24 protein-coding genes and 1 tRNA gene are annotated in these 23,115 nt (G+C 53.5%); 10 read left to right on the top strand and 15 right to left on the bottom strand.

Annotated features, from left to right (window positions below):
• The first annotated feature begins 31 nt into the window (after positions 1–31).
• The 4 genes from SIB64_RS10070 to SIB64_RS10055 all read left to right on the top strand — a co-directional run bounded on the left by SIB64_RS10070 (position 32) and on the right by SIB64_RS10055 (position 2,758).
• Positions 32–769 carry a TerC family protein gene (locus SIB64_RS10070; protein WP_413442979.1) on the top strand — a complete coding sequence of 246 codons (738 nt, stop codon included), beginning with the start codon at positions 32–34 and terminating at the stop codon, positions 767–769.
• Positions 759–1,097 (top strand): DUF6464 family protein, encoded by a 339-nt coding sequence (locus SIB64_RS10065; protein WP_413440086.1) that lies wholly within the window; start codon positions 759–761, stop codon positions 1,095–1,097. The genes SIB64_RS10070 and SIB64_RS10065 overlap by 11 nt, the downstream gene beginning before the upstream one ends.
• Positions 1,084–1,749 carry a hypothetical protein gene (locus SIB64_RS10060; protein ID WP_413440085.1) on the top strand — a complete coding sequence of 222 codons (666 nt, stop codon included), beginning with the start codon at positions 1,084–1,086 and terminating at the stop codon, positions 1,747–1,749. The genes SIB64_RS10065 and SIB64_RS10060 overlap by 14 nt, the downstream gene beginning before the upstream one ends.
• Positions 1,750–1,921: 172 nt before the next feature.
• Positions 1,922–2,758: a neuromedin U gene (locus SIB64_RS10055; protein ID WP_413440084.1), complete on the top strand. Its 837-nt coding sequence runs from the start codon at positions 1,922–1,924 to the stop codon at positions 2,756–2,758.
• Between the two features lie 134 nt (positions 2,759–2,892).
• On the opposite strand, the gene fmt is transcribed toward SIB64_RS10055, so the two are convergent.
• The 11 genes from fmt to SIB64_RS10000 form a co-directional block, all read right to left on the bottom strand.
• Entirely contained in the window at positions 2,893–3,906 is a 1,014-nt protein-coding gene (gene fmt / locus SIB64_RS10050; protein WP_413440083.1) for a methionyl-tRNA formyltransferase, read from the bottom strand.
• Complete coding sequence (locus tag SIB64_RS10045; protein ID WP_413440082.1) at positions 3,903–5,270, bottom strand: TldD/PmbA family protein; 1,368 nt, start codon at positions 5,268–5,270, stop codon at positions 3,903–3,905. The genes fmt and SIB64_RS10045 overlap by 4 nt, the downstream gene beginning before the upstream one ends.
• Before the next feature lie 2 nt (positions 5,271–5,272).
• Complete coding sequence (locus SIB64_RS10040; protein WP_413440081.1) at positions 5,273–6,682, bottom strand: TldD/PmbA family protein; 1,410 nt, start codon at positions 6,680–6,682, stop codon at positions 5,273–5,275.
• Between the two features lie 24 nt (positions 6,683–6,706).
• Positions 6,707–7,786 carry a magnesium-protoporphyrin IX monomethyl ester (oxidative) cyclase gene (gene acsF / locus SIB64_RS10035; protein WP_413440080.1) on the bottom strand — a complete coding sequence of 360 codons (1,080 nt, stop codon included), beginning with the start codon at positions 7,784–7,786 and terminating at the stop codon, positions 6,707–6,709.
• Positions 7,787–7,844: 58 nt separating this feature from the next.
• On the bottom strand, positions 7,845–8,297 hold the full coding sequence (locus SIB64_RS10030) for a DUF2996 domain-containing protein (RefSeq protein WP_413440079.1): 453 nt from the start codon (positions 8,295–8,297) through the stop codon (positions 7,845–7,847).
• 45 nt (positions 8,298–8,342) lie between these two features.
• Positions 8,343–8,819 carry a hypothetical protein gene (locus SIB64_RS10025; protein WP_413440078.1) on the bottom strand — a complete coding sequence of 159 codons (477 nt, stop codon included), beginning with the start codon at positions 8,817–8,819 and terminating at the stop codon, positions 8,343–8,345.
• Positions 8,816–9,424 (bottom strand): flavin prenyltransferase UbiX, encoded by a 609-nt coding sequence (locus SIB64_RS10020; protein WP_413440077.1) that lies wholly within the window; start codon positions 9,422–9,424, stop codon positions 8,816–8,818. Before SIB64_RS10020 ends, SIB64_RS10025 begins: the two co-directional genes overlap by 4 nt.
• On the bottom strand, positions 9,424–11,775 hold the full coding sequence (locus SIB64_RS10015) for an RNB domain-containing ribonuclease (protein ID WP_413440076.1): 2,352 nt from the start codon (positions 11,773–11,775) through the stop codon (positions 9,424–9,426). Before SIB64_RS10015 ends, SIB64_RS10020 begins: the two co-directional genes overlap by 1 nt.
• Positions 11,776–11,894: 119 nt before the next feature.
• Complete coding sequence (locus tag SIB64_RS10010; protein ID WP_413440075.1) at positions 11,895–12,197, bottom strand: TMEM165/GDT1 family protein; 303 nt, start codon at positions 12,195–12,197, stop codon at positions 11,895–11,897.
• A gap of 3 nt (positions 12,198–12,200) precedes the next feature.
• Positions 12,201–12,533: a TMEM165/GDT1 family protein gene (locus SIB64_RS10005; RefSeq protein WP_413440074.1), complete on the bottom strand. Its 333-nt coding sequence runs from the start codon at positions 12,531–12,533 to the stop codon at positions 12,201–12,203.
• Positions 12,530–12,892, bottom strand: a complete 363-nt coding sequence (locus SIB64_RS10000; protein ID WP_413440073.1) for a YkgJ family cysteine cluster protein — start codon at positions 12,890–12,892, stop codon at positions 12,530–12,532. Before SIB64_RS10000 ends, SIB64_RS10005 begins: the two co-directional genes overlap by 4 nt.
• A gap of 108 nt (positions 12,893–13,000) precedes the next feature.
• On the opposite strand from SIB64_RS10000, the gene psb30 reads away from it, so the two are divergent.
• Positions 13,001–13,108 carry a photosystem II reaction center protein Ycf12/Psb30 gene (gene psb30, locus SIB64_RS09995; protein ID WP_115023138.1) on the top strand — a complete coding sequence of 36 codons (108 nt, stop codon included), beginning with the start codon at positions 13,001–13,003 and terminating at the stop codon, positions 13,106–13,108.
• 8 nt (positions 13,109–13,116) lie between these two features.
• On the opposite strand, the gene recJ is transcribed toward psb30, so the two are convergent.
• Positions 13,117–15,012: a single-stranded-DNA-specific exonuclease RecJ gene (recJ, locus tag SIB64_RS09990; protein ID WP_413442978.1), complete on the bottom strand. Its 1,896-nt coding sequence runs from the start codon at positions 15,010–15,012 to the stop codon at positions 13,117–13,119.
• Between the two features lie 75 nt (positions 15,013–15,087).
• On the opposite strand from recJ, the gene SIB64_RS09985 reads away from it, so the two are divergent.
• From SIB64_RS09985 to SIB64_RS09975, 3 genes are read left to right on the top strand one after another with little or no spacing between them, the layout of a single operon-like run.
• A complete protein-coding gene (locus SIB64_RS09985; protein WP_413440072.1) occupies positions 15,088–15,843 on the top strand; it encodes an HAD-IA family hydrolase in 756 nt (251 codons plus the stop codon).
• A complete protein-coding gene (locus SIB64_RS09980) occupies positions 15,840–16,178 on the top strand; it encodes a DUF565 domain-containing protein (RefSeq protein ID WP_413440071.1) in 339 nt (112 codons plus the stop codon). Before SIB64_RS09985 ends, SIB64_RS09980 begins: the two co-directional genes overlap by 4 nt.
• Positions 16,168–17,118, top strand: a complete 951-nt coding sequence (locus SIB64_RS09975) for a phosphoribulokinase (RefSeq protein ID WP_413440070.1) — start codon at positions 16,168–16,170, stop codon at positions 17,116–17,118. Before SIB64_RS09980 ends, SIB64_RS09975 begins: the two co-directional genes overlap by 11 nt.
• Before the next feature lies 1 nt (position 17,119).
• Here SIB64_RS09975 and rpmF read toward each other — a convergent pair whose 3' ends face one another.
• A complete protein-coding gene (rpmF, locus tag SIB64_RS09970) occupies positions 17,120–17,296 on the bottom strand; it encodes a 50S ribosomal protein L32 (protein ID WP_413440069.1) in 177 nt (58 codons plus the stop codon).
• 156 nt (positions 17,297–17,452) lie between these two features.
• On the opposite strand from rpmF, the gene ftsH reads away from it, so the two are divergent.
• Both ftsH and SIB64_RS09960 read left to right on the top strand, forming a co-directional pair.
• On the top strand, positions 17,453–19,186 hold the full coding sequence (gene ftsH, locus SIB64_RS09965) for an ATP-dependent zinc metalloprotease FtsH (protein ID WP_413440068.1): 1,734 nt from the start codon (positions 17,453–17,455) through the stop codon (positions 19,184–19,186).
• Positions 19,183–21,972: a UPF0182 family protein gene (locus SIB64_RS09960; RefSeq protein WP_413440067.1), complete on the top strand. Its 2,790-nt coding sequence runs from the start codon at positions 19,183–19,185 to the stop codon at positions 21,970–21,972. Before ftsH ends, SIB64_RS09960 begins: the two co-directional genes overlap by 4 nt.
• Here the strand turns inward: SIB64_RS09960 and SIB64_RS09955 are convergent.
• Both SIB64_RS09955 and SIB64_RS09950 read right to left on the bottom strand, forming a co-directional pair.
• Entirely contained in the window at positions 21,969–22,568 is a 600-nt protein-coding gene (locus SIB64_RS09955) for a peroxiredoxin (RefSeq protein ID WP_413440066.1), read from the bottom strand. The genes SIB64_RS09960 and SIB64_RS09955 overlap by 4 nt on opposite strands.
• 471 nt (positions 22,569–23,039) lie before the next feature.
• Positions 23,040–23,113: transfer RNA gene (locus SIB64_RS09950), tRNA-Met, on the bottom strand.
• Between the last annotated feature and the right edge of the window lie 2 nt (positions 23,114–23,115).

Raw genomic sequence — 23,115 nt, 5'->3', positions numbered from 1 at the left:
GGCTCAGCTCTGCACTTTCTAGGCTGCCATGATGGACGTCACGACATTGCCCTCGATCAGCGATCTGTTTGAGGGCGTTGACCAGTGGGGAGAAGTGTTGACACTTCTGCCTGTACTGGTGCTGTTGGAATTGGTGCTTTCTGCTGACAACGCCATTGCGTTGGCAGCCCTTGCCCGCAACTGCAAAGCCGCCAACAAGGAGCGCCAAGCTTTGTCGATCGGTATCAGCTTGGCGCTCGTGCTCCGAATCGGATTGATCGTTGTGGCTCAGTGGGTTCTCAAAAACCCTCTGATCCAATTGGTGGCTGGTTCCTATCTGCTCTGGTTGTTTATCGATCATGTGCGACCCAAACAACTCACTGAGCTCCAGCCGGGGCTTTCTGAGCAGGAAGACGCAGCACCAGCCGTGTCTCTGATTCGTACGGTTGTTCTGTTAGCCCTGACAGATCTCGCGTTCTCAATCGATAGTGTCGCCGCGGCGGTGGCCATCAGCGATCAAATCATTCTGGTCTCCACTGGTGCCGTCATCGGAATCATTGCCTTGCGATTCACCTCTGAATTGTTTATCCGTTGGCTTGAAATCTTTCCTCGGCTAGAACGGGCCGGATTTTTAGCCGTTGCATTTGTAGGGTTACGACTGATGATCCATGTGGTCTTGCCTGGACTTCAGCAACCGGATTGGGTGATCTTGGTGGTCGTTGCCTTTCTGTTCAGTTGGGGGTTTTCGATGCGATTGGCCCCATCTCTAGATACAGAACATGCTGGTTGAACTTCGGCAGGCTGAAAGCCTTGTACTGCTGAACCGTGTTCAGATTGAGGATCCACCCCAGCCTGGACGTTGGATAACTGTTGAGGGTGAGAGCTACTTGGTGCTTCAAAGGCGACATCGCTACCAGCTGCGTGGTGGTCGATATCAGATGGCCTCGATCACGCTGCTTGTAAAGCGGCAGAGGCGTCCCGAAGATGCTGTGGTGTGGGGACAGAGATGGGTGATCGGGGATCCGAATTGTCGTTTCAACGCAAGGAGCCCATTGCTTCGCTGTGCGGTTCTGCCTGCAGGCCCCTGCGACCGATGCAGCCATCGTGAGCCTCGCTGAGAGAACGATGGTGATTCTGAAGGGTGTTGTTCAACGCGGCCATGGAGTGGCTTCTGGACGTTCGAATCAATCGCCATATCCAGTTGGAAGCATTGAGATGCAGAAGCCTTTTTTTGCTGCTGCTGGAATCAATCTGCACAATTGCTGGCATGGAACCATCAATCTGAGTTTTTCACCTTTTGAAGTCCGCCTCACTCATCCAGACCATTGCATCAAACAACTGCACTGGACAGACCTTCATCCACCTGAAACATTTTCGTTTTGGAAAATTCAATTGCGCTTTCGCGATTCGCAAAACATCCCAGGATGGATCTACAGACCACACCCTGAAACCAAACAGCGGCACTGGCAACCAGACACCATGGTTGAATTGCTGGCTCCCTATCTGGAGGGAGTTCAGACAGGTGAGTTCATCGAAATCATGGATCCTCAGAATCGCCTTCAGCTGGTTGACAGTGTTCGACTACGTCTTCAGCTACTAGAGTTTTTGAAATTCCGAGTGTTGGCATCGCAAGAGCAATTTTTTTTGGAAACATCAGGTCTAACAAAACGGAAGTGGCTGTTTAATATGGCTCCTCAATTTCTTGCTCTCTCTGATAATGACTTGAATTCGGTGTGGGATCAAGCACGGAATCTGTACACGGAGAGTTGAAGATCAGCACAGTGATCATCATTCCTGACAGCAAGACGGTTGACCAGCATCACTGCTTTAAGACGCAAATGTTTTTTAATGTTAAAATAAATTGTCATTATTAATTGACGTGCCACTGAAGTTAACAACAAATATCTTGCTGGGACTCGCCTTGTGCGCTCATCCAAAAGTGATGGCGAGCGATCCTGCGTCACATGATCAGCAGGAACAGCAGAATAAAACCAATAAAATTCTCGAAAACATACGAATGCCAATTGAATTCAATGCGTTCCCAGATACACAATGGGCGCCTCGTAATGTTGATCCATATGCACGACATAATAGAAACTATTTCTCGCTCAAAGTCAAACCTTTTATTCCAATAAAACTGAACAATAACTGGACGCTTCTTAATTATACAGTTTTAAATTTCATTTCTCGTCCCTGGGGTGAACCTGAGGTTTCACTGGGCCCAGCAGGTGTTCCGGTCCTTAGTGGCTGGTACCCAGCCACTCGCACAGGGTTATCAAGCATCAGCCCTACATTCGTACTCTCGCCGATGACCGGGCCAAACCTTGTTTTGGGTATCGGCCCATCCTTCTCTGCGCCAATAGGAAAGTACCCACTCAGTACAGAACAATGGAGCATTGGACCTGCCCTGTTCGCGGCTTTTCAAAAGGAACGATGGTTCGTTGGTGCGCGTGTACACAACATGTGGTCTTTTGCAGGAAATCAAGAACTGAATGCTGTCAATCTATTGATTGTAAGGCCCCATATTCAGTATGGACTCAACAAAAATTGGTTTCTCATCTCTTCCCCCTTAATCACAAACGATTGGACGAAACCAAGCGGGGAAGGATGGTTGCTTCCGCTTGGCGGTGGAGTCGGCAGAAGATTCAGAATGGGTTTGACGCGTGTCAATGCTTCCATACAGGCTTATTACAATGCAAAGAGACCGTCGACAATGGAGGAACAACTTCTTGGCGAGTGGAATATTCGCACAGAATTCAATATTATAATTCCAAGATAAATACGTGCAATGATATAAAAAGCCGAATCGATAGAAGGGCTTTTGTGAGTTGATCAGCGCAATCAAATTAAGTATCAATCTTGGTTTTTGAGATCACTTCTAAGGGTTTTACATGTCCTGGCTATCTTTTAGGCTCAAGCTCCTAATACCTCACCGATCTGAGGAGTCAATTGTTGGACGAGGGAGTGGCCTCGGCTTCGTTTCTTGCCTTCTAGCTGTCCTTCGCGGATCAAAATTGGGCATCCGGATGTACTGACGACAATACCAAGATTATGTATAACTTGAAGAATTTGTCCTGGTTGATGTGTACCAGTACCCCAACGACCCACAAGAGAAATAACATCTTGACTCAACTGGTCTTTAAATCGTTCTATTAATGGCTCAGTATCCAGTATTTTGAAACGTTTTTTTTGGTAAAAGGTGGCAACACCAGGAAACAGTCCCATCACTTTGCGGTGAATTTTCAGCGCTGATGCTGACCAGTCAATGGTGAAGTCCTCTTTCTTAAGTAGTCGCGCATAGGAACACTCTCCTGCCTGAGGTTTCACATTAAGACGCGTAAGCCGATCGGATTCAGGACCTTGTCCAGCGGCCTCAATGATTGGCATGGCTTCCACCATCAACTGAGCCGTCAGCTTGCTTAATTGATCAGAGAGCTGTTGTGCATTATCCAGAAGACCGATTTTGATTCGACGCTCCATCAAAACAGGGCCGGTGTCGAGACCTTCTTCCATCGCCATCACACCAACACCTGTTTCAGAATCTCCTTCCAAAAGACACCATTGAATTGGACCGGCCCCTCGCCATCGCGGTAGAAGTGAGCCATGTCCGTTCCAACAACCGAAGGGTGGTTGTTGGAGAATCTCTTTCGGGAGAATCTGACCAAATGCCACAACAACTGAAAGATCCGCCTCCAGAGAAGCTAGATGAGAGCAAACAGCAGCATCAGTGCGAATCTTTTTAGGTGTGAAGATTGGACATCCGAGTTGTTCAGCTGCGACCTTGACCGCTGATGGAACCAACTGCTTGCCTCGACCGCGTCTCCTGTCAGGCTGAGTAACAACCCCAATGATCTGATGATCAGCTCGATGTAGCTCCTCTAAAGTTGGCACTGCATAGTGTGGAGTTCCCCAAAAGAGAATCCTCACGCCTCGCCCGTAATCGACAAACCTTCAACCCAAACATGTGGACAAACACCACGGGTTGTAACTTCTGATTCGGATTCAAGCTGAAGAATAGTGTTGAGAAGAGTTCTGATGTCACCGGCAACAGTGGCCGCTTCAACTGACGATTTCACTCCATCTTTAACAAGCCAACCGTCAAAGGGTAAGGAAAACGAACCCTGACTAGCCTTGACTCCTGCATGCAGCGCACTGAGATCTTCGACCAGAACAAAAGAATCGCTTGCAGTGTGGTGATCGAGATCAGAGCCACTTGTTGTGCCTTCAGTAGTGCTAACCACAAACCAATCCGCACCCACAGACACTTTTGCACCGAGCCCGGCATGGCCGGTAGGTTTGACATTGAAAGCTCTTGCAGTTGCTTCTGAATGAAGGAAACTGCTGAGAATTCCTCCCTCAATCAAACACAACTTCTGAGTCGGCGTTCCTTCACCATCGAATGCAGCGGCTCCGATATTTCCAGGATGAAGTCCATCATCATGGAGTGAGAAAAATGGAACTGCCACTTTTGATCCCACGGAGTCACGCTGGCTCAAACTGACACCATCAAGTACCGCTCGTGCATTCAACATGCTGCTGAAGGCTCCAATTAAGGAGAGGAATGCTTCAGGAGTGAAACACACCCGATAAGTTCCCGTTTCAATCGGGCGATAATCAAGGTGACTAATGGTGCGATCGGCGGCTTCCTGAATGCAGCCCTGTACATCGAGATCGGAACTGCCCAATGCGAGACGAACGGCCCCTGAACTTCTTGGTTTGCGCCCGGACTGTTCAGCCCGGGCGTACAGATACAGGCTCGCCTGGGTTCGTTCCATTTGCCGCAAAGCCCCTTCACTATTGAGATAGAGGCTTTGGGACAGTGATTCGGCTAAACCGTTGTAGGGAACGGTCTGAATGGCGTCATGGCGTCCAAGCAGATCAGCTTCAGCTTCTCGCAGTGTTTCAAGAAGGGGCAGGATCCCTTGACGTTGTTTGAGAGGGCGATCCAACGCTGGCAGTGGTGCTGTCGCCAGAGGGGAGAAAGCTGGGATCTCATCTGGGTTACCGAAACGACTTGCCTCATGGGCACCCACCAGAGCCTGTTCCAGTCCATCGTTCGAAAGATCTGTGGTGCTGGTGATGCCCACAAGTCCGTCGCTGTTCCAAACTCTCACGGTGATTGAACTTCTTTGGGCAGCCTTCATCTGCTTTGCTTCGCCCCGATCGACCTGAACAGAACAGTCATCACTGCAGGCAGCACCAAGATCCCATTGCTTGATGCCTTGCTGGTTGGCCAGAAGCTGGAGACGGTCTCTTAGGGCTGCAGCATCAAGTGAATTGGTGTTGCTCATTTTCAACGGCCTCCGACCGTGATCGAATCCACCTTGATGTGGGGTTGTCCAACGGTGACGAAAATGCTGCCGCTGACCGATCCACAGAATCCCGCAGCGAGTTCAAGATCATTTGCGCACATGGAGATGCGTGGCATCACTTCTTTGGCATCACCGATCAACGTTGCTCCCTTGACAGGTTTAGTGAGGTTGCCGTTTTCGATGAGGTAGCCCTCCTCCACGGCGAAATTGAATTGACCTGTCGGTCCAACACTTCCACCACCCATTGCTTTGCAATACAAACCTCGGTCCACCGAAGCAATCAGCTCTTCCGGTTGATGGGGGCCAGCATCGATGTAGGTGTTGCGCATGCGGCTGGCAGCAGCAAACGCATGGCTTTGACGTCGTCCACTTCCCGTTCGCTGATGACCGGTCCGTAGCTCCCCAGCACGGTCGCTGATAAACCGCTCTAAAACACCATCTTTGATGAGGACAGTGCGTTCCGGGGCCATTCCTTCATCATCCATCGATAACGATCCGAAGGCACCGCCACTAAGGCCTTCATCGATCGCGGTCACAGCTGGATGCGCAATCAGGCTGCCGACGCTTTCGGCGAAGGGTGTCGTTCCTCGTTCGATCTGGGTGGTTTCCAGAAGATGACCACAGGCTTCATGGAAAATCACGCCACCGAAGCGATTCGCCAGCACAGCGGGCATCTGTCCTGCATCGACATAGTCGGCACGGAGCATGGTTCCTGCGCTTTCACAAACCTCCGCAGCACTGGCCTGACAATTCCAGTTGGCCAGGTCATCGGGGCGGTCTGTGCTTCCGTACCGTCGGCCGACACTGGATCGATGATCTCCATCGGCTGCCAGCACAGACAGTCCGGTGGACTGATGCAAGCGGATATCGCGGGCGAACGTTCCATCCGAGGCGGCCACCATCACCTCCTGCCAGTCCCTTGAGTAACTACCCCGACGCACTTGCAGGTGCTGACCGAGCCGTTGCAGCTGATCGGTCCCTTCCAGCATGCGAAGACTTGCCGATGCAAGATCGGGACATCGCTGCAGCCAATCCTGCTTGCTCAAGCCGTAATCGTTGAGAGCCTGCAAACCTGAGAAAGCTTCGGATTGCTGCAGTGCCTGGGACTCGAGCCCCAGCATGGCAAGGGCCTGATCAAGGGCACGGGTCAACCCATCCCGACTGAGATCATTGGTGCTAACAAAACCATCACGACCGTGGAGGAACACCCTCAAACCTGCCCCACGCGAAAAGGCCGGATTCACACTTGTGATGCGGTCTTGCTCAGCGAGGAGACCGAGATGATCCGTGCGTTCGAGAAAGACCTCAACAAGGTCTGCTCCGGCACAGGATCCGCGCTGGAGAAGATCCTCCAGGAGATCCTTCCAATTCGACGTAAACGAGGCAGTCAAGAGATCTCCTGGTGAAAATCCGTCTCAGCGGACAGCGGGTTGAAACTTGTCGCTTGGTATTGGAGCCATGAAAAAGAGTTTGGCCATGATGGAAACATTCCCAAGCCAATGTGGAAGTTTGCGAACAAGCTTTATAGGGGCTGGTGCGTTACTCGCATCGGTCTCACTGAGGGCAGCGTTGTTGCTGACAAGTCGTTCCAAACGGTCCCAGAACTTGTCGTTACGAACATCAAGAACAACCGGAAAAACTCGGGCTGATGTTTCGTTTGTCTTGTCAATGACCATCCGGTCGTAGGTCCGAGCGTCGAGTCCCAATGACTCGTAGAACTCCTTGCGTGCCACATCGCGCACATACATAGTGGCGAACACAGCGAGCAGGAAGAACCGACACCACAATTTGGCAATGGGCCCGCGAACTGTGCTGGGCTGAGCCTTCATCAGAGCATCAAAGAAATCACCATGACGATTTTCGTCTTGGCACCAATTTTCGAAGAAATTGAAGATCGGAAATATCTTGCTGTCTGGATTTTGCTCAAGATGACGATAAATGGCTATATAACGCCAGTAACCAATTTTTTCTGAAAGGTATGTGGCATAAAAGATGAATTTAGGCTTGAAGAAAGTATATTTTTTATTGGCTGTCAGAAAGCCCAGATCAAGCTGAACTCCAAAGTCGCTCATCGACTTGTTGAGAAATCCTGCATGGCGCGCTTCATCACGTGCCATATGTGCAAAACACTCTGCAAGAAGAGGATTTTTTTGTTTGATCCTTCGACTCAACTCCTTGTAAAGCAGAAATCCAGAAAATTCCGACGTGCAGCTTTGCTCAAGGAATTCGACGAAAACCCTGCGTGTCTCGGGATCTAACTTATCGGCAGCACCGTCAAACTCCTCGTTGCGGACGAAATGGTGACGGTTGTAATCCTTACGAAATTCTTCACAGATGGCTTCCAGTTCTGCCTCATTCGGACGAAGATCCATGGCAGCCATGGCGTCGAAATCGGTCGTGTAGAAGCGTGGTGTGAGGATCGTGTCCTTGACGGGATCCTTGATGGAAACAGCATTTCCTGCTGTCTGATTGGCCACGGCGGTGGGAGGGACCATCAGCTCCGGTTTCACGGTGCCAACTAATGTAGGACTGACACCTCGAGTTTTGATGGCTTTAGTTGCCCCCCAGCCACTTCTGACCGTTTAATCGTTGCATTAGGCGCGAGACCAGCAAGGCAAGCGATATCCGCTTTTCATCGATCAGAAACGATTCCAACAGGGTGGGTTCACTGCCTGGATCGGCAAGGGTGATGGTTTTGCCGCTGGCGATGTCATCTTTGGCAAAACAAAGCCAAAAGCGTCGCCCGCCAGGCAGCTCTCCCACCACCATCGGGCATGGCCCTCCGACTACGGGCCGCTCACCTTGCAAGAGCTCGAGACGGTCTGCTGTTAATCCATGCCCCTTGAACTCCTTGGCAATGCTCGGCAGAAACTCTTCAGCCATGAATTGATCAAAGGGTTTGTCCTCAGGCTTGGGGGGTTTGGGTTTCGCCTTGGGCTTCGGTTTTGGCTCCGCCTCTGCCTGAGGCTTGGGGTCTTTCGACACCTCTGCAGGGGGTTCGCTCACTGGCTTTAGCTTTCTGCCCAAACTGTACGCAGATCCAGCACATATTCACCAATCCTGATCGATGTCATTCCCCCAGTCATCGCTTTCAGTCCCGGGCTGCCGTACTTGTTCGGACGAGCTGGCCGATGATCTGGATGGATGCCGCGACGCAGTGGCACGGGGTTGGTGAATGATCCGAAAAGGGACTGCAACGGTGGGAGCCGGATCCCTGATATCACGCTGCAAAAGATTTGGATCCGATTGTTGAGGGAGCGGGGTATCGGTTTCAGGCGTTGAATCGACGGGTTGGCGGAGTGTGCGTCGGAGCGACTTGCCGGATGGGGCTAAGAGAAGTGATGTACCCGCACCGATCGAGGCTCCCGCGGAGACGGCAAGCGCAGTCCAGACGCCCAGGGGCAACAATGGTGATTTCCAGATCAAAATCTGAATCGAAATCGATCGTCCCGGGTTGATCCCAGAGAGGATCAACACGGCAAGAACTGGTGCCAGGCAAGGGATTAGTAAGAGTTGACGCAGCGTCATAGGAGCGGACCTGTCCAACGGTCCAACGGAGCCAGATCCTCTTCAAGGCCGTCAAAGATCCGAACCACCATGAAGGTCACCATCTCATCGAGGGATTTGGGTTGGGTGTACCAGGCTGGAATCGGTGCGGCGATCGACGCCCCCGCCTCGGCCAGCGCAGTGAGATTCCGTAGGTGAATCAGGCTGAAGGGCATCTCCCTGGGCACGATGAGTAGGGGCCTTCCCTCCTTGAGGTGAACATCGGCGCTGCGCTCGATTAGATCCGATGCAAGGCCAGCATTGATGCGACCGACCGTTCCCATGCTGCAGGGCACGATCACCATTGCCTTGGAACGAAAACTGCCACTGGCGATACAGGCGCTCTGGTCATTCCAGCGATGGCAGATCAACTCTCCGTGTGTTACTCCAAGATGCTCCCTCCAAAACATCTGCTGGGTTAGGGGATCGACAGGGATGCGAAGCCCCTGCTCAGCCCGGAACACTTCATGGGCGCCACGACTCAAAACAAGGTGAACCGTGCGACCACGATTGAGAAGCAATTGAAGAGCACGCTCCGCGAGTGGCTGAGCGGAAGCTCCAGTAACCCCCAGGACATAGGGGCGCATTAGATCGAATCGCTGAGCATGACGGTGATTGGTGCATGGCCGTCGGCGCCGGCAGCATCAGTAGACGTCAGATCTGGCAGAACCTCGAGATCGATCTGATTGCGCAGCACGTCGACCTTGATCACCTTGACCCGAACCGCGTCACCCAATTGGTAAGTCCTGCGGTTCTTTCGACCGACCAGTCGATTCTGGCGCGATCGATATTCGTACCAGTCGTCGTTGAGAGAACTGACATGAACCAGACCTTCCACAGAGGTGTCACCAACCTCCACGAAAAAGCCATAGCTCTGCACACCGCTGATCTGACCCATGACTTCACTGTTGACGAGAGGTTCAGCCGAGCGAGCCTTCACCATCGCAATCAGATCGCGCTCCAGTTCCTGCCCCTGACGACGACGACTATTGAGACGTTGAACAAAACGATCGGTGCAGACGCTCCGAAGCTTGTCCTCCTGGCTGGCTGTGAACAATGGCCAAGTCAGATTGTCAGCACAGCCATGCTGACCGAGAGCCAACCGGTTCTTATGGCGCACCGTGGGACGATCCTTGCCATCCTGCAGTAGTGAGACAAGCACCTGTTGATTGATCAGATCGACATAGCGAAGGGCAGCGCAAGTCCAAGGTGTAAGGGGAGTTTGTGATGCTGTTGTTAACACTGCTTCCGTTGCTTCCTGAGGCTCAGGGGCGTTGTCTGAATCCTCGGAAACCGCAACTTTCTCTGAAACGGAGACGAAAGAGTTGTCAGGGAAAGCATGACTGAGCTGTTGTTCGAGAACGCGTCGATGATCAGCCTTGGCGATCACGTCCAGCAGTTCAATTGCGGATGGACTTCCGTCGTCATCCAGTTCAAGGGGAAGGTCGAGGGCAACGGCTGTTTTAGCCACATCCGTGAGAACCGAATCATCCGGTTGCCCTCGCAAAAGTTGAATTGCGGGTAAATCCAGTGATGTTGCATGGAGGCCCCAGGCTCGATGGGCGGCTCGCAGGAGTGGTTGGAGAATTGACTGTGGATCTGCGACGTCAAGCTCATCCAGCCAGCGATGCCGGAGCCCGGAAGGGTCGGACCAGACCAAATCTCCCAATGCATCCAGGGCGGGTGGTTTCAGGTTGAGCTGAATGGCACCACGGCGCTTCTCACCCTCAGTCAGACAACGGGCACAAAACAGAACCGTCTCGATCTGACTGAGCTGATCCTTGATCGGTTTGAGAACAGCGGGAACGGTGCGGGCTTTCGGCTTGCGTTGAGCAACAGCCTTGAGGTGATCCGGTTGGATGGAAGCGGCCGGCTGAATCGTGCTCAGCATGAACTCCCAGTCCGTCAGGTCTCCCTCAGCGGAGATATCCATCCGGACGCTGACGGCATCCGAAGAATTGCCAACACCAAAACGGGATGCCTTGTTGACAGAGGCGCTCAGCAAAGGCTGCCAGGTTTCACCAAGACAAATCGCTTCACCACGATCACGGAGCCAGAGGTCAAGACTGTTACCAGCGCCGATGCGTTCAGAGACCGCTGGAGCATGAACCCACAATCGACTCCCACCCGCATGCGCTTCAACGTGGATCGCTGGCAATTCGGGGGCATCCATGACCGACCAGCTGCGCAGGATCAATGCGGGCTGCGATGTGAGATTGACCCGTCCCTTGGCTGAGGGTGCCTTACCTGATGATCTTGGGGCAGCTGGTCGGTCATGCAGACCTGCTTTGGTCAGCAGCAGATCCCGATCAGCTGCTGCACCACCATTGAGAGGCAGTGGACGCGCCACATGGCCCTCCGCGGCATACTGCGCCACCGGATAACGGTCGACCCGGACCTCCACCAGGGATGTGGGCGGGTCCTCAGGGAGATGTTCCGCATCTTGATCCGGTAACCGAATCGTGGTCAGCAACCGATCATCGAGTGGGATTGCCAAGAGTTGATTGTCCTGTCGTTCCACCTGTCCAATCAGGGTTGTAGTGGAGCGCTCAAGAATGCATTGAACGCCACCTTCAGGTGAACGGCGCCGCCCACCATCCCGGGTGATCCGCACAAGAACACGATCTCCGTTCCAGGCGTGATTCAACTGATGGTCGCGGATGTAGATGTCATCTCCGCCGTCATCCCGGATAGCGAAACAGAACCCTTTGCTGCTGCATCGCAAACGCGCTTCGATCAGGTCGGGATGACCACCAAGCCTGATTCCGTCGTCTTCCTGATGGTCGATGACCCCAAGCCGTTGCAATGCGTTGAGGGCTAGATCAAGGGTCTGTTTTTCATTGTTGTTGGAAAGTTTCAGCGTTTTGGCCAGCGTTGCTGTGCTCGTCGGTGCATCGATGGACAGCTGATCCAACAGGTCGGCAACCGTAAATTTCATTTGAGTAGAGGGCGGAATCGATCTTCAAGATCGGGGGAAACCGAGAACGAAGGCATCCGGAACCAATGCCGCGGACCTGTAGAGAACTCCGTTCCTTCTGAAACTTTAGGAGTGCGCAGTCAGTCGGATTCTGACGATTCCTCCCTGGTGCTCCAAAGAGGCCTCAGCAGTCGTGCACCAATGATCAGAAATCCGACGGAAGCAGCCAGTTGCAGGAAATCTGAGGGGATGACCGTGGACATCGAACCACCCGCAAGAGCCCCGATCAAGCTGGCGAGCACCAGCGCTGAGGACGATCCCAGAAACACGGCGAAGGGTCGGTCGGATGTTCCACTCAGGGCCACAGTGGCCAGTTGTGTTTTATCACCCAGTTCGGCGAGGAAAACGGTGACGAATGTGGAGAGAAGAAGAGCGAAATCCATGCCTCAAGCTGCCGTGGATGAGATCAGCAGCGAACGACCAGCCTGGAGCCCTAGCCAGATTCCCAGCCCGATCATCAGCACGCCGGCCATGGTCTCTAGGCGTTCAGGTGGAAGCACCTTGGCCAGCCAGCGTCCAACAAGGACGCCCACAAGGCTTGATGCGATCAGTGCGGTTGCCGCGCCAAGGAAGACGAGCCATGGAGTACCTGACTGAGCCGAAAGGAGAAGAGTGGCCAATTGGGTCTTGTCACCCAGTTCGGCAACGAAAACAGTGGTGAACGTGCTGAACAGAACGGCTGTGAAGGCCGGTCGTTCTTCGGCACCGGTGGACGTCACGACGGAGGGCGCTGGGCACGGTTGAACCTACGCATCACGAGGCTGCGACCGCCATAAAGGGAGCGGATTTGCTGGCGGCAACAGCTGATCGCAAAGGCATCAAGCTCGGAATCAGGCACCGCAAAGAGAGCACCGAGCTGACTCACATCGCAGAACTCAGGCCGGTCCTCATAGATCCGGCAACGACGTCCGCCGCTGTCGTAATGGATGCACCAACCATCCTCACCCACCATTGATAGATATCTTGCCCGCTGAATGTCAGTCAGGGCCTGCAGGGCTTCCTGCCGTTCTTCAGGACATAAACGACAGCAGGCACCGCAATGGCTGATGCAATGCCAGTGTTGCTGGGCATGATTCATCACGGGTGCTGTAACAAGCGGTCACATTGGTTGAGGAGCATGGTTCATGAAGGGATCAGAGCCCCGTAGCCTGTAGGTCCATTCTCCTTCTGAGAGCGCCGTACTTCCATGGGCTTCGACATCCATCTGATCGCCAATTTCGCCGCCCTGGCGCTGATCACCATCGCTGGTCCAGCTGTCATTTTCATTCTTTTCTATCGGCGCGGAGCTCTCTGAACCCATCGTCAGGAACGCAGGCCCAGCCCCAGACAGGCTTCTTCCAGCAGCTGTCTGACCTGGGGATGGTTCGCCTTCGTGTCGCTGCAGATCAATTGCCCGTTGTTCATCAGCTGCGCTTCGAGTTCGTCTCCGTCGCCATTTCGTAGCTTCAGCCCTGATGGGCCAAGTCGTTGGGCCACATAACTTTGCTGTCCCCTCTGCAGCGCCACACTGCTGCTGTGCTGACGCAGCGCCTTCACATCCAGCTGAAGACGATTCTCTCCCTGCCAGCGGTTCATCCCGATCTGAAAGGCGACATCACAGCGTTCTGGCACCGGTTGATGCATCGGCCATCGCCATGCGATGGCACGCCGTTGTTCCGCATCCTGCAGAAGGGTGATGGAAAGGTGCCGACCCTTCAGGAGCCTGGATTCAACAATTTGACAATCCCGACACCAGAACAACGGTTGTGCGTGGCCAGCACCGAAGGGCTCAAGACGAGCGAGATCATGCCAGAAGTCCCAGTTGACATCGCTTAATCGGATCAAGACTTCAGGCTGCACAGGAATGCCGTCACCCTGTTGCGACAGCCATGAGAGCGCGAGGGTGTTCAACCGTTCATGCAACCGATGCACCTGTGGTGCATCGACGGTGAACCCGCCCGCTGCAGGGTGGCCCCCATAACGATCGAGCAGATCCCCACACTGCTTAAGGGCAGTATCAACTGCAAAGCCGTTGGGAGCGCGAACCGAGGCACGCATCCGTCCATTGCCCTCGCCGGCGAGCAGTGCTGTGGGTCGGTGATACTTCTCGACAAGCCTTGCGGCAACAATCCCGATCACACCGTGATGCCAGTGCCCCTGGGCCAGCAGTAAGAAGGGTGGCAATGCCTGTTCATCCGCTTCAACAAGCGCGATTGCTTCGGCCTCGATGGCATCGCAGAGATCACGCCTCTGGCGATTGAAATCATCACAACGCCGCGCCAGAAGCATCGCTTCCTCCGAATCCTGAACCGTGAGCAGATCGACAATCAGTTGAGGCTCTCCCAACCGGCCGACGGCATTGATGCGCGGGGCGAGTTGAAAACCGATGTCCTCCGCACGCAAGGGGTGTTGACCAAGACCCGACAGCCGTTGCAGTGCGCGCAGACCTTCGCACTCACTTCGATGCAGTTGCTGGAGCCCCTCCAGTAACCAGAGCCTATTGGCACCGCTCAGGGGAGCCATGTCGGCAACGGTTCCAATGCAAAACAAATCTCTCGCTGCAGCAATCGCATCCGGCTGCTCCAGCTGCTCAGCGACGGCTCGTGCCAGCACATAGGCCAACCCCACACCTGCCAACCCACGAAATGGAGATTCCACCGGCGTTTCCGCCGGATGCAACAGGGCCGTCATCGGAGGTCGTGGATCCGGGATGGAGTGGTGATCCGTGACGATCACTTCCAAGCCAAGCTGCTTGGCCAGCTCCAGGGCATCCCAGGCAGCGACGCCGTTGTCAACTGTGATCAGTAGGCGGATGCCCTGATCAAAGAGGTCCTGAACCATCCCCGGATTGAGGCCATAGCCGTCCTCCATCCGGGATGGAATCGCGGCGATGGGGTTTGCTCCAAGGGGGGTGAGCGCACGCAACAGCAAAGCGGTGCTGGTCATGCCGTCGGCGTCGTAATCCCCGCAGATGGCGACCGACTCACGCTCGTGACAGGCCTGACAAACGCGTTTGACAGCGGTGGTCAGGTCAGGAAATTGTGTACTTGGCTCCGGAAGGTCATCAGGCTCGAGCAGCGTTAGCGCAGCCTCAGTCGTTGCGATCCCGCGTCGCGAAAGCAGGCATCGCAAAGGGAGAGCAAGATCGAGCCCAGGCAAAGGATCGTGGTGCAACACCCTCGGCAGGGACCAGGACCAGCGGGTGGTGAGATCAAGCAAGGAGCCCACGCATCGGAAGCTTCAATTGCACAGTGGAATCAAGCATTGTGGCTCGATTCGGTTGTCTGATCAGCGATGGCGGAGCTTCGGGCCGTGTTTTGGGATGTGGATGGAACACTTGCGGACACCGAAATGGACGGTCATCGGCCGTCATTCAACGCAGCCTTCGCCGAACTCGGCCTACCGATCGTCTGGGATCCGAAGCTGTATTCAGAGCTCCTTTCGATTCCCGGCGGACTGCGTCGCGTCCGTACCCATGCCGCACAACTAGGGCTGACCATCTCTGAATCCAAGTTGTTGGAGCTCAGAGATCGCAAACGGTTTCATTACCTGCGGCGGGTCCGTGACGGCCACGTCGGCTGGAGACCAGGCGTTCTGCGCCTGCTCCGCGAACTGCGCGACAACGGCATTCAACAGTGGATTGTCACCTCCAGCGGGAAGGCATCGGTCTCAGCGCTTCTGGACGCCGGTCGCGCCGAACGTCCAAGCTTCAATGGAATCGTGAGCTCCGATGATGTCCGCCAGGGAAAACCCGCCCCTGACGGATATTTCAGAGCGTTAGAACTGAGCTGCTGCGATCCCGAAAACGTCCTGGCGATTGAGGATTCGGCGGCGGGCCTTCTGGCAGCTTGCGCTGCCTCGATCCGTTGTCTGTTGACACCTTCCCCGTGGGACGGTGATCTGAAGCCGCTGCTTTCCAAGGCTGCAGCGGCCTTTGACCATCTCGGCGAACCGTCTCAACCCGCGGCGTTGTTGTCAGGGCCCCCTTGCCCGGGGAGAAAAGTGACGCTGGAGTATCTGAAGTTGTTGCTTCCAGAGTTGACCAGGTGAGATCCGTTCAGGACACACGATTGGCACGTGTTCAAACACGGGTCGGGCAACGCCTCCGTCTAGGCATTTCTGGTCCCTGGGCCCATCGAAGTGCTGTTTTGATTGCCTTGTTGGCCGGATTCTTTCTTGGTGAAACCACGACGGTTCACCTGCTGAGTCAAGCCAGTGTGAGAACGATTGTGGCGCTTTACCTGGTGACCTTCTTTGAAATGTTCGTTCGACTTCGCTCGCGTGTTGATCGTGTTCCCCTTCCCCTTCACTGGCAGGTGATGGACAACATCCGGGTTGGGTTCGTCTACTCCGTGGTGCTGGAGGCTTTCAAGGTTGGATCCTGATCGTTGCCTTGATCTTTCAAAAGCGGAGCTGGATGCTCTTCTCAACTATTTGGAACTCGATGAGTTTGATCGTTGGAAAACTGGCTGGAGCGATCTAGGGGCAGCCGAGATCGGTCGTGATCTGTGGGCAGAAGGCACAGCGGCGGACTGGCTGTGGTGTCTCGCTTTGCCCCTGCTCTCGTCCGCGCAAGCCCAACCATTGGGACAACGTCAGTTGATCGGACTAAGTGCCCTGCCTGGCTGTGGCAAAACAACGCTTGGCAACTGGTTGGAGGCTGCTGCTGTCCGCTTTGGCATCTCCCTGTCGGTGGTCTCAATCGACGACTTTTATCTAGAAGCAGCAGCGATGGAGCCTGCCATGGCGGGAAATCCATGGTCTGTACCCAGAGCACTGCCAGGAAGTCACGATCTCCAGTTGATGCAGGATCGAATCGCGGCTTGGAAATCTGGACAGTGTGTTGAGCTACCGATGTTCGACAAAACTCTCCGCAATGGTCAAGGAGATCGGTGTGGCTGGCGGCGCTGTGATTCCGAGTGTCTTGTGCTGGAAGGCTGGTTCCTTGGTTGCAACCCACTAAGCGAAGGTTCAGCATTGGACACGGGTTCTGAGCATCTCAATCCTGAACTGAATACTGATGAGCGCGATTACCGAAAAATTGTTCAGGCGCGACTGCACGATTACAAACCGATCTGGAATGCAATCGATACGCTCTGGCAGCTGGCAGCACCTGATCTGAATGCTCCCGTTCTGTGGAAGAGACAACAGAACGAAACCCAGAAAACCGATCGGGGCGTCGGCCTTCCGGATCAGGAACTGAAAGGATTCATACGGATGATCACAGCATCGATTCCGGCGAACTGCTTCCGGATCGATCAGGCCGATGTTGTGATCTCGGTTGACCTGGAGCGTCGATTACGGCAACTCCAAGTCAGGAGCTGATTCAGGATTCAGCGTCCTCACTCTCTGCAACCGGATAGACAAAGCCCTGGGCACGGCCACTCAGCACGGATTTGCCGATAGACATCGCTCGGTTTGCTGCATCCGCAGCTTTCGCCTTCCAAACCGCGTGCCGCTGATTGCGCTTGGCCTTGGAGGTTTTCTTCTTCGGGACGGCCATTGCGGCTACGACATTTGCAAACGCTGATTGTCTCGTCCGAATGGGCCTTGCGTCAAATCGCTAGGCTCACTGCAGAGCAGCGTTGTTGTGAGTTCAGGCACCGACGGTTCGAACACTTCCGCCCAACCCGAGGCAACTCCTTCGTTTTTGCTGCCAATGCAGAAACGAAAGGAACCACCGAGCTATTCAACGCTTCTTCGACAGATCGAAGACGAAAAAATACGTTCACTTGAGCTGATCCCTCAACGCAGGGAGGTCAAGGCCGTGTATCAGGACGGAAGTTCCGTAACGGTGCCGTACTACATCACACCCCAGCAGATTCTGAGGGCAGCGGAGGAATCGAATATTCCCCTGACCTCCAAGGACATCCGCCAGGAACAGGCGATGGCCGGAATGATTGGCAACCTCGCGTTGATCCTCCTGATCATTGTTGGGTTGACATTTCTGGTTCGGCGATCGGCACAGGTCGCCAATCGAGCCCTCGGGTTTGGACGCAGCCAGCCAAGGGTCAAACCACAGGATGACCTTCATTTCCGTTTTGAGGATGTTGCCGGGATCAACCAGGCCAAAACAGAACTTCAGGAGATCGTTACCTTCCTGAAGCAACCGGAGTCATTCATCCGCCTCGGAGCCAAGATTCCTCGCGGTGTTCTGCTGATTGGTCCTCCTGGTACCGGTAAAACCCTGCTTGCTCGAGCCATTGCCGGCGAAGCAGGGGTTCCATTCTTTTCCATGGCCGCATCTGAATTCGTCGAATTATTTGTGGGAGTCGGTGCCAGTCGCGTCAGAGATCTATTCAAGAAGGCAAAGGAAAAAGCACCTTGCATTGTGTTCATTGACGAAATCGATGCCGTAGGGCGCCAACGCGGTGCGGGAATTGGAGGCGGAAACGATGAACGTGAGCAAACGTTGAATCAGTTGCTGACGGAGATGGATGGATTTGAAGACAATTCAGGCGTCATCCTTCTGGCGGCAACCAACAGAGTTGACGTGCTGGATGCCGCTCTAACAAGGCCAGGACGGTTCGACCGTCGCATCGAAGTCGGCCTGCCAGACCGTCGCGGTCGTTGCGAAATTCTGTCGGTGCATGCACGCACAAGACCTCTCGATGACAGCGTGAACCTTGAGGATTGGGCCCAACGCACCCCTGGGTTTTCAGGTGCCGATCTATCCAATCTGATCAATGAGGCCGCGATCCTCACAGCCCGTCAATCAAAAGTTGCTATCGAAAATTCTCATATCGAGGCTGCTCTTGAACGCATCACCATGGGGCTGACTGCGGCCCCGCTTCAAGACAGTGCCAAAAAAAGACTGATCGCTTACCACGAGGTGGGTCACGCCCTTGTGGCAGCCCTACTTCCTGACGCTGATCGCGTGGACAAGGTGACTCTTCTTCCTCGCAGTGGCGGTGTTGGTGGGTTTACGCGCCTCTGGCCCGATGAAGAAGTGCTCGATTCAGGCCTGATGACCAAAGCTATGCTGATGGCCAGACTCGTCGTCACCCTCGGTGGTCGCGCTGCCGAACTTGTGGTGTTCGGCAAGGAGGAGGTCACGCAAGGTGCAAGTGGTGACCTCCAAATGGTGGCCCAACTGGCCAGAGAAATGGTGACCCGATTCGGTTTTTCGACCCTGGGGCCCGTCGCACTGGAATCAGGCGGTGGTGGTGAGGTGTTTCTTGGACGCGACTGGTTCAACCAGAAGCCGGCCTACGCCGAAACAACTGGGCAGGAGATCGATCAACAGGTTCGGCAGCTTGCCTCACAATCACTGCAACAGGCCGTGGATCTTCTTCAATCGAGGCGGGATGAAATGGACCGTCTCGTCGATGCATTGATCGAGGAGGAAACCTTGCAGGGCGACCGGTTCATGGCTCTTGCCGGGCTCACATGAACCGGGCACTCCTCTTCCTGCTGCCGCTCATTTACCTGACGGCACGCATGACGGTGGAGTGGATGTGGTTCAGCCAATTCGAATGGGAAGCAGTTGTTCTGGACAGGTGGCTGCTGCAATTGCTGTTCGGGTTTATCGCTCTCCTACCTGTTTGGATTGCTCAACGTTGCCGAGAGCAACTTTGTCGGAACGATGCAGAGAATCCCCAGAGCCATCCTTGGCTTTCCGGTAAACGCTTCAGCGTGGTCCTGCTGGTGTGCTTTACGGCGATGGTCGGCAGCTGTGTGCTGATGGCATGCCTGATGTTCTTGGCAATCAGTGATCCTTTTGCCTTGGAACACTGGCATCAGGCCATCGCCGTTCCCGAATCAGGAATGCATCTGGTCATCCCTATTTGTGGGCTGCTCTGCACCATGGCGGTTCTGCAACGGAGATCAATGCGCTGGCTTGGCACCAGCGTCGGTCTAGCGATGATCGTCATCGTGGCGAGGGCTTGGGGGCTTTGGGCCTTGGCCATGAACATCCCTGCGTCTGGTTTCAGGGATGAAGTGCTGCACTCCGACTCCAGCTTTGCGCTCGCACAATTCGCAGCCTTGCGCCTTGCCGTCGAACTGATTTTGTTGCTGGTTGTCTTCAATCTTTCAGCAGCAGTTTGGGAGCACCTGACGGGTCGCAATGCACTCACTGATTGGCGTGTTAACGGCTTCGGACCTGAAAATGTCAATCAGCTGCGCCGTTGGTCAGCCACAATCCTGATTCTGGGCGCAGGATGGATCTGGTTATCGCGCCATCAACTGCTCTGGACCGCTAATGATGTTCTCGCTGGTGCGGGTTGGCTTCAAACGCATTTGACATTGCCCTTTCGAACATTCTGGAGTTATTTGTGTTTAGCGATCGCAGGTTATCTTTTGGCAAGTAGTTATGGATTGCGAGTAAGAGGCTTAAAAAAAGCAATTCCAATCAGTATTGCTGTTCTGATCACATTGGAGTACACCATGACTCCATTGATCAACTGGCTTTGGCTTCGGCCTCAAGAATTAACGCTGCAGACCCCTTACATAGAAGAAGCAATTCGCTCGACAAGGCACGCCTTTCAGTTGGATAAGATTGTCAAAAATACTCAAAATCCATCCCAAGAAATCACTAGAAATGATCTATTTAAAGGAGCAAGCACACTGCTCAATGTACGACTATGGGACACGCAACCCCTTCTGGAAAGCAATAGTCAATTGCAACAGTTGCGGGTCTTCTATAAATTTTCCAATGCAGCCGTCGATCGATATCCGCTTCGTCCAGACGAACGCACGTCACAACAAGTGATCCTGGCTGCACGTGAGATGGATCAATCAGAACTACCATGGCGTTCACGATCATGGTTAAATCGGCATTTTGTCTTTTCCCATGGTTACGGATTCACAGTCAGCCCCGTTAATGCTTTCAGCTCTGATGGATTACCGGCTTACTTCATCAGCGATCTAGGCTCTGCAACCACAATTGAAGGGAACAAAACCTTAGGGATCACCACAGAGGATGTTAAAGCAGCTATTCCTGTCGATCGATCCGCACTGTACTTCGGAACATTGCGATCGCCCTATATTGTTGCCCCAACAGAAGTCGCTGAGTTTGACTACCCCGAGGGTGATGACAATGTTTATAGCCGCTATGACGGATCAGGGGGAATTCCAGTGGGTTCGATCTGGCAGAGGCTAGCTGCCGCGACCTATCTGTTTGAGCCGAGGTTGTTAACCACACCAGCGATCAAAGCAGAAACCAAATTGTTAATGCGTCGTGAGGTGAGGCAGAGAGTACATGCTTTGGCACCTTTTCTTGATCTTAGAGGTGATCCGTATCTTGTTTCAGTGCCAATGAACGATGATGTTCGTGGATATGAACCATCTCAAAGCCAATTTTGGATTGTTGAAGGCTACACAAATTCAACGTCTTACCCCTACAGCTCGGTTGTTGAGGAGGGTGAGTCAGAGCGTTATCTGCGGAATGCAGTCAAAATCGTAGTGGATGCATACAACGGAAGCGTACACTTCTATATCAGTGAACCCGATGATCCACTAATTCAAGGCTGGGCCAAAGTCTTTCCTCAAATGTTTGAGCCAATTGATGCAATGCCGTTTGCTTTGCGAGAACACTTAAGAGTGCCAGTGGATCTTTTCAACGTTCAAGTCAACCAATTGCAAAGGTATCACGTTACTGAGCCTAGAAAATTTTACAGTGGTGATGATGTGTGGCAGGTTCCAATAGAAACGTATGGACGTGAACGTGTTCCTGTTAAGCCGTATCACATCACAGCACAAGTTGAAGGTCGTGAGGATTCTGAGTTTTTACTGCTTCAACCTTTAACACCACTGGCACGACCCAATCTGAATGCTTGGCTTGCAGCTCGTAATGATGGCGATCATTACGGAGAACTTCTGCTGATTGAATTTCCACGGGATACAGCCATTCTCGGACCAGAACAGGTTCAGGCCCTGATTAATCAAGAACCTGAGATCAGTCGATTGTTTGGTTTATGGGATCGTGCAGGATCAGAAGTTCTTCAAGGGAACCTTTTGGTTGTTCCTGTTGGTCGCAGTCTTCTCTATGTCGAACCTGTCTATCTGACGGCAGAAAAAGGCGGTTTGCCTTCACTGGCTCGCATCGTTGTCAGTGACGGACGAGATATCACGATGGGGACAACATTACGTGAGGCTATCGCCAATTTATTAAAAAAGCCCTCGTCGACGGAAGCGTCGGACGAGGGCTCAAATGGATTAATTCCTAAAGAGTTCTAGCCAATAGCTGAGAAATATTCCTTGCTACCAACGGGGTCTTCCTTCATGGTCTTATCACCAGGGGTCCAGTTAGCTGGGCAAACTTCGTCAGGGTTCGACTCAACATATTGATAAGCCTGAAGAATGCGCAGGGTCTCATCAACGTTGCGTCCCACAGGAGCCTTGTTGACCGTCATATGCATCACCATTCCCTGGGGATTGATGATGAACAATCCACGATCTGCTTCACCATCCTCATTCAGGACGTTGTAAGCAGCACAGATCTCCTTCTTCAGGTCAGAGACGAGGGGATAATCGATGTCACCGATGCCGCCCTGATTGCGAGGCGTCTGGATCCAGGCGAGGTGGCTGTACTTGCTGTCAACGGAAACCGCCAGAACTTCCGTGTTCTTGCTGGAAAAATCTGACATCCGATCACTGAATGCAGTGATCTCAGTTGGGCATACGAAAGTAAAATCCAGCGGATAGAAGAACAGGACGACGTACTTGCCCCGATATTGGGACAGACTGATCTCCTTGAACTCCTGATCGACCACGGCAGTGGCTGTGAAATCGGGAGCCATCTGGCCCACACGCAGGCAACCGTTTTCAGGCATGTTCAGGAAGCGGTAGTGATCAACCGAAATCAGAGCGCGACTTATACGTAGTCGGACCGACTTCCAGTTGAGTAATTCAATTTATCACATACTCAACCAGCCGACCCCATAAACTGGCCACAGCCAAAGACAACAATGAACTGGGAACCCACATTGCTGCGAAAGTTCAGTACAACAGGTCACTTCAGGCTCCTGAATCAGCTGAAAGGTGATCTCCGCAAAAAGCCTCTGGATCGTGATTCTCAGACTGGAAAACTTCGAGTATCGGGCTCCGGCAGGCCTGCACGGATTAGCAGCCCACGACAGATCAACCCTCCAGTCACTGCAATGCGGATTGAGCAGACAACCAGAACTCAGACCGAATCCGTCAAGGAGAGTCCAAGAACATTTAGAGAGCGCCTTGATGCCATTGAAATGCGCTAGATAAAGTCATCGGTGTGTTGAAGACACCTGTACATCCAGATTAAAAAATGGCTCGGGGGAGACTTGAACTCCCGACCTTGGGGTTATGAATCCCACGCTCTAACCAGCTGAGCTACCGAGCCTT

Origin of the sequence: Synechococcus sp. MIT S1220 (assembly GCF_047303025.1) — a bacterium.
Classification (GTDB): domain Bacteria; phylum Cyanobacteriota; class Cyanobacteriia; order PCC-6307; family Cyanobiaceae; genus Parasynechococcus.
Note: the sequence above shows the minus strand (reverse complement) of the source record. Positions and strands in the feature narration are given on the sequence as shown.

What these genes read in the sequence shown, in the direction of transcription:
- SIB64_RS10070 (WP_413442979.1), top strand. Translation starts at nt 32, where the DNA reads ATGGACGTCACGACATTGCCCTCGATCAGCGATCTGTTTGAGGGCGTT.
- SIB64_RS10065 (WP_413440086.1), top strand. Translation starts at nt 759, where the DNA reads ATGCTGGTTGAACTTCGGCAGGCTGAAAGCCTTGTACTGCTGAACCGT.
- SIB64_RS10055 (WP_413440084.1), top strand. Translation starts at nt 1,922, where the DNA reads ATGGCGAGCGATCCTGCGTCACATGATCAGCAGGAACAGCAGAATAAA.
- SIB64_RS10045 (WP_413440082.1), bottom strand. Translation starts at nt 5,270, where the DNA reads ATGAGCAACACCAATTCACTTGATGCTGCAGCCCTAAGAGACCGTCTC.
- acsF (WP_413440080.1), bottom strand. Translation starts at nt 7,786, where the DNA reads ATGGTCCCTCCCACCGCCGTGGCCAATCAGACAGCAGGAAATGCTGTT.
- SIB64_RS10025 (WP_413440078.1), bottom strand. Translation starts at nt 8,819, where the DNA reads ATGACGCTGCGTCAACTCTTACTAATCCCTTGCCTGGCACCAGTTCTT.
- SIB64_RS10020 (WP_413440077.1), bottom strand. Translation starts at nt 9,424, where the DNA reads ATGCGCCCCTATGTCCTGGGGGTTACTGGAGCTTCCGCTCAGCCACTC.
- SIB64_RS10015 (WP_413440076.1), bottom strand. Translation starts at nt 11,775, where the DNA reads ATGAAATTTACGGTTGCCGACCTGTTGGATCAGCTGTCCATCGATGCA.
- SIB64_RS10010 (WP_413440075.1), bottom strand. Translation starts at nt 12,197, where the DNA reads ATGGATTTCGCTCTTCTTCTCTCCACATTCGTCACCGTTTTCCTCGCC.
- SIB64_RS10000 (WP_413440073.1), bottom strand. Translation starts at nt 12,892, where the DNA reads ATGAATCATGCCCAGCAACACTGGCATTGCATCAGCCATTGCGGTGCC.
- psb30 (WP_115023138.1), top strand. Translation starts at nt 13,001, where the DNA reads ATGGGCTTCGACATCCATCTGATCGCCAATTTCGCCGCCCTGGCGCTG.
- SIB64_RS09985 (WP_413440072.1), top strand. Translation starts at nt 15,088, where the DNA reads ATGGCGGAGCTTCGGGCCGTGTTTTGGGATGTGGATGGAACACTTGCG.
- rpmF (WP_413440069.1), bottom strand. Translation starts at nt 17,296, where the DNA reads ATGGCCGTCCCGAAGAAGAAAACCTCCAAGGCCAAGCGCAATCAGCGG.
- ftsH (WP_413440068.1), top strand. Translation starts at nt 17,453, where the DNA reads ATGCAGAAACGAAAGGAACCACCGAGCTATTCAACGCTTCTTCGACAG.
- SIB64_RS09960 (WP_413440067.1), top strand. Translation starts at nt 19,183, where the DNA reads ATGAACCGGGCACTCCTCTTCCTGCTGCCGCTCATTTACCTGACGGCA.
- SIB64_RS09955 (WP_413440066.1), bottom strand. Translation starts at nt 22,568, where the DNA reads ATGCCTGAAAACGGTTGCCTGCGTGTGGGCCAGATGGCTCCCGATTTC.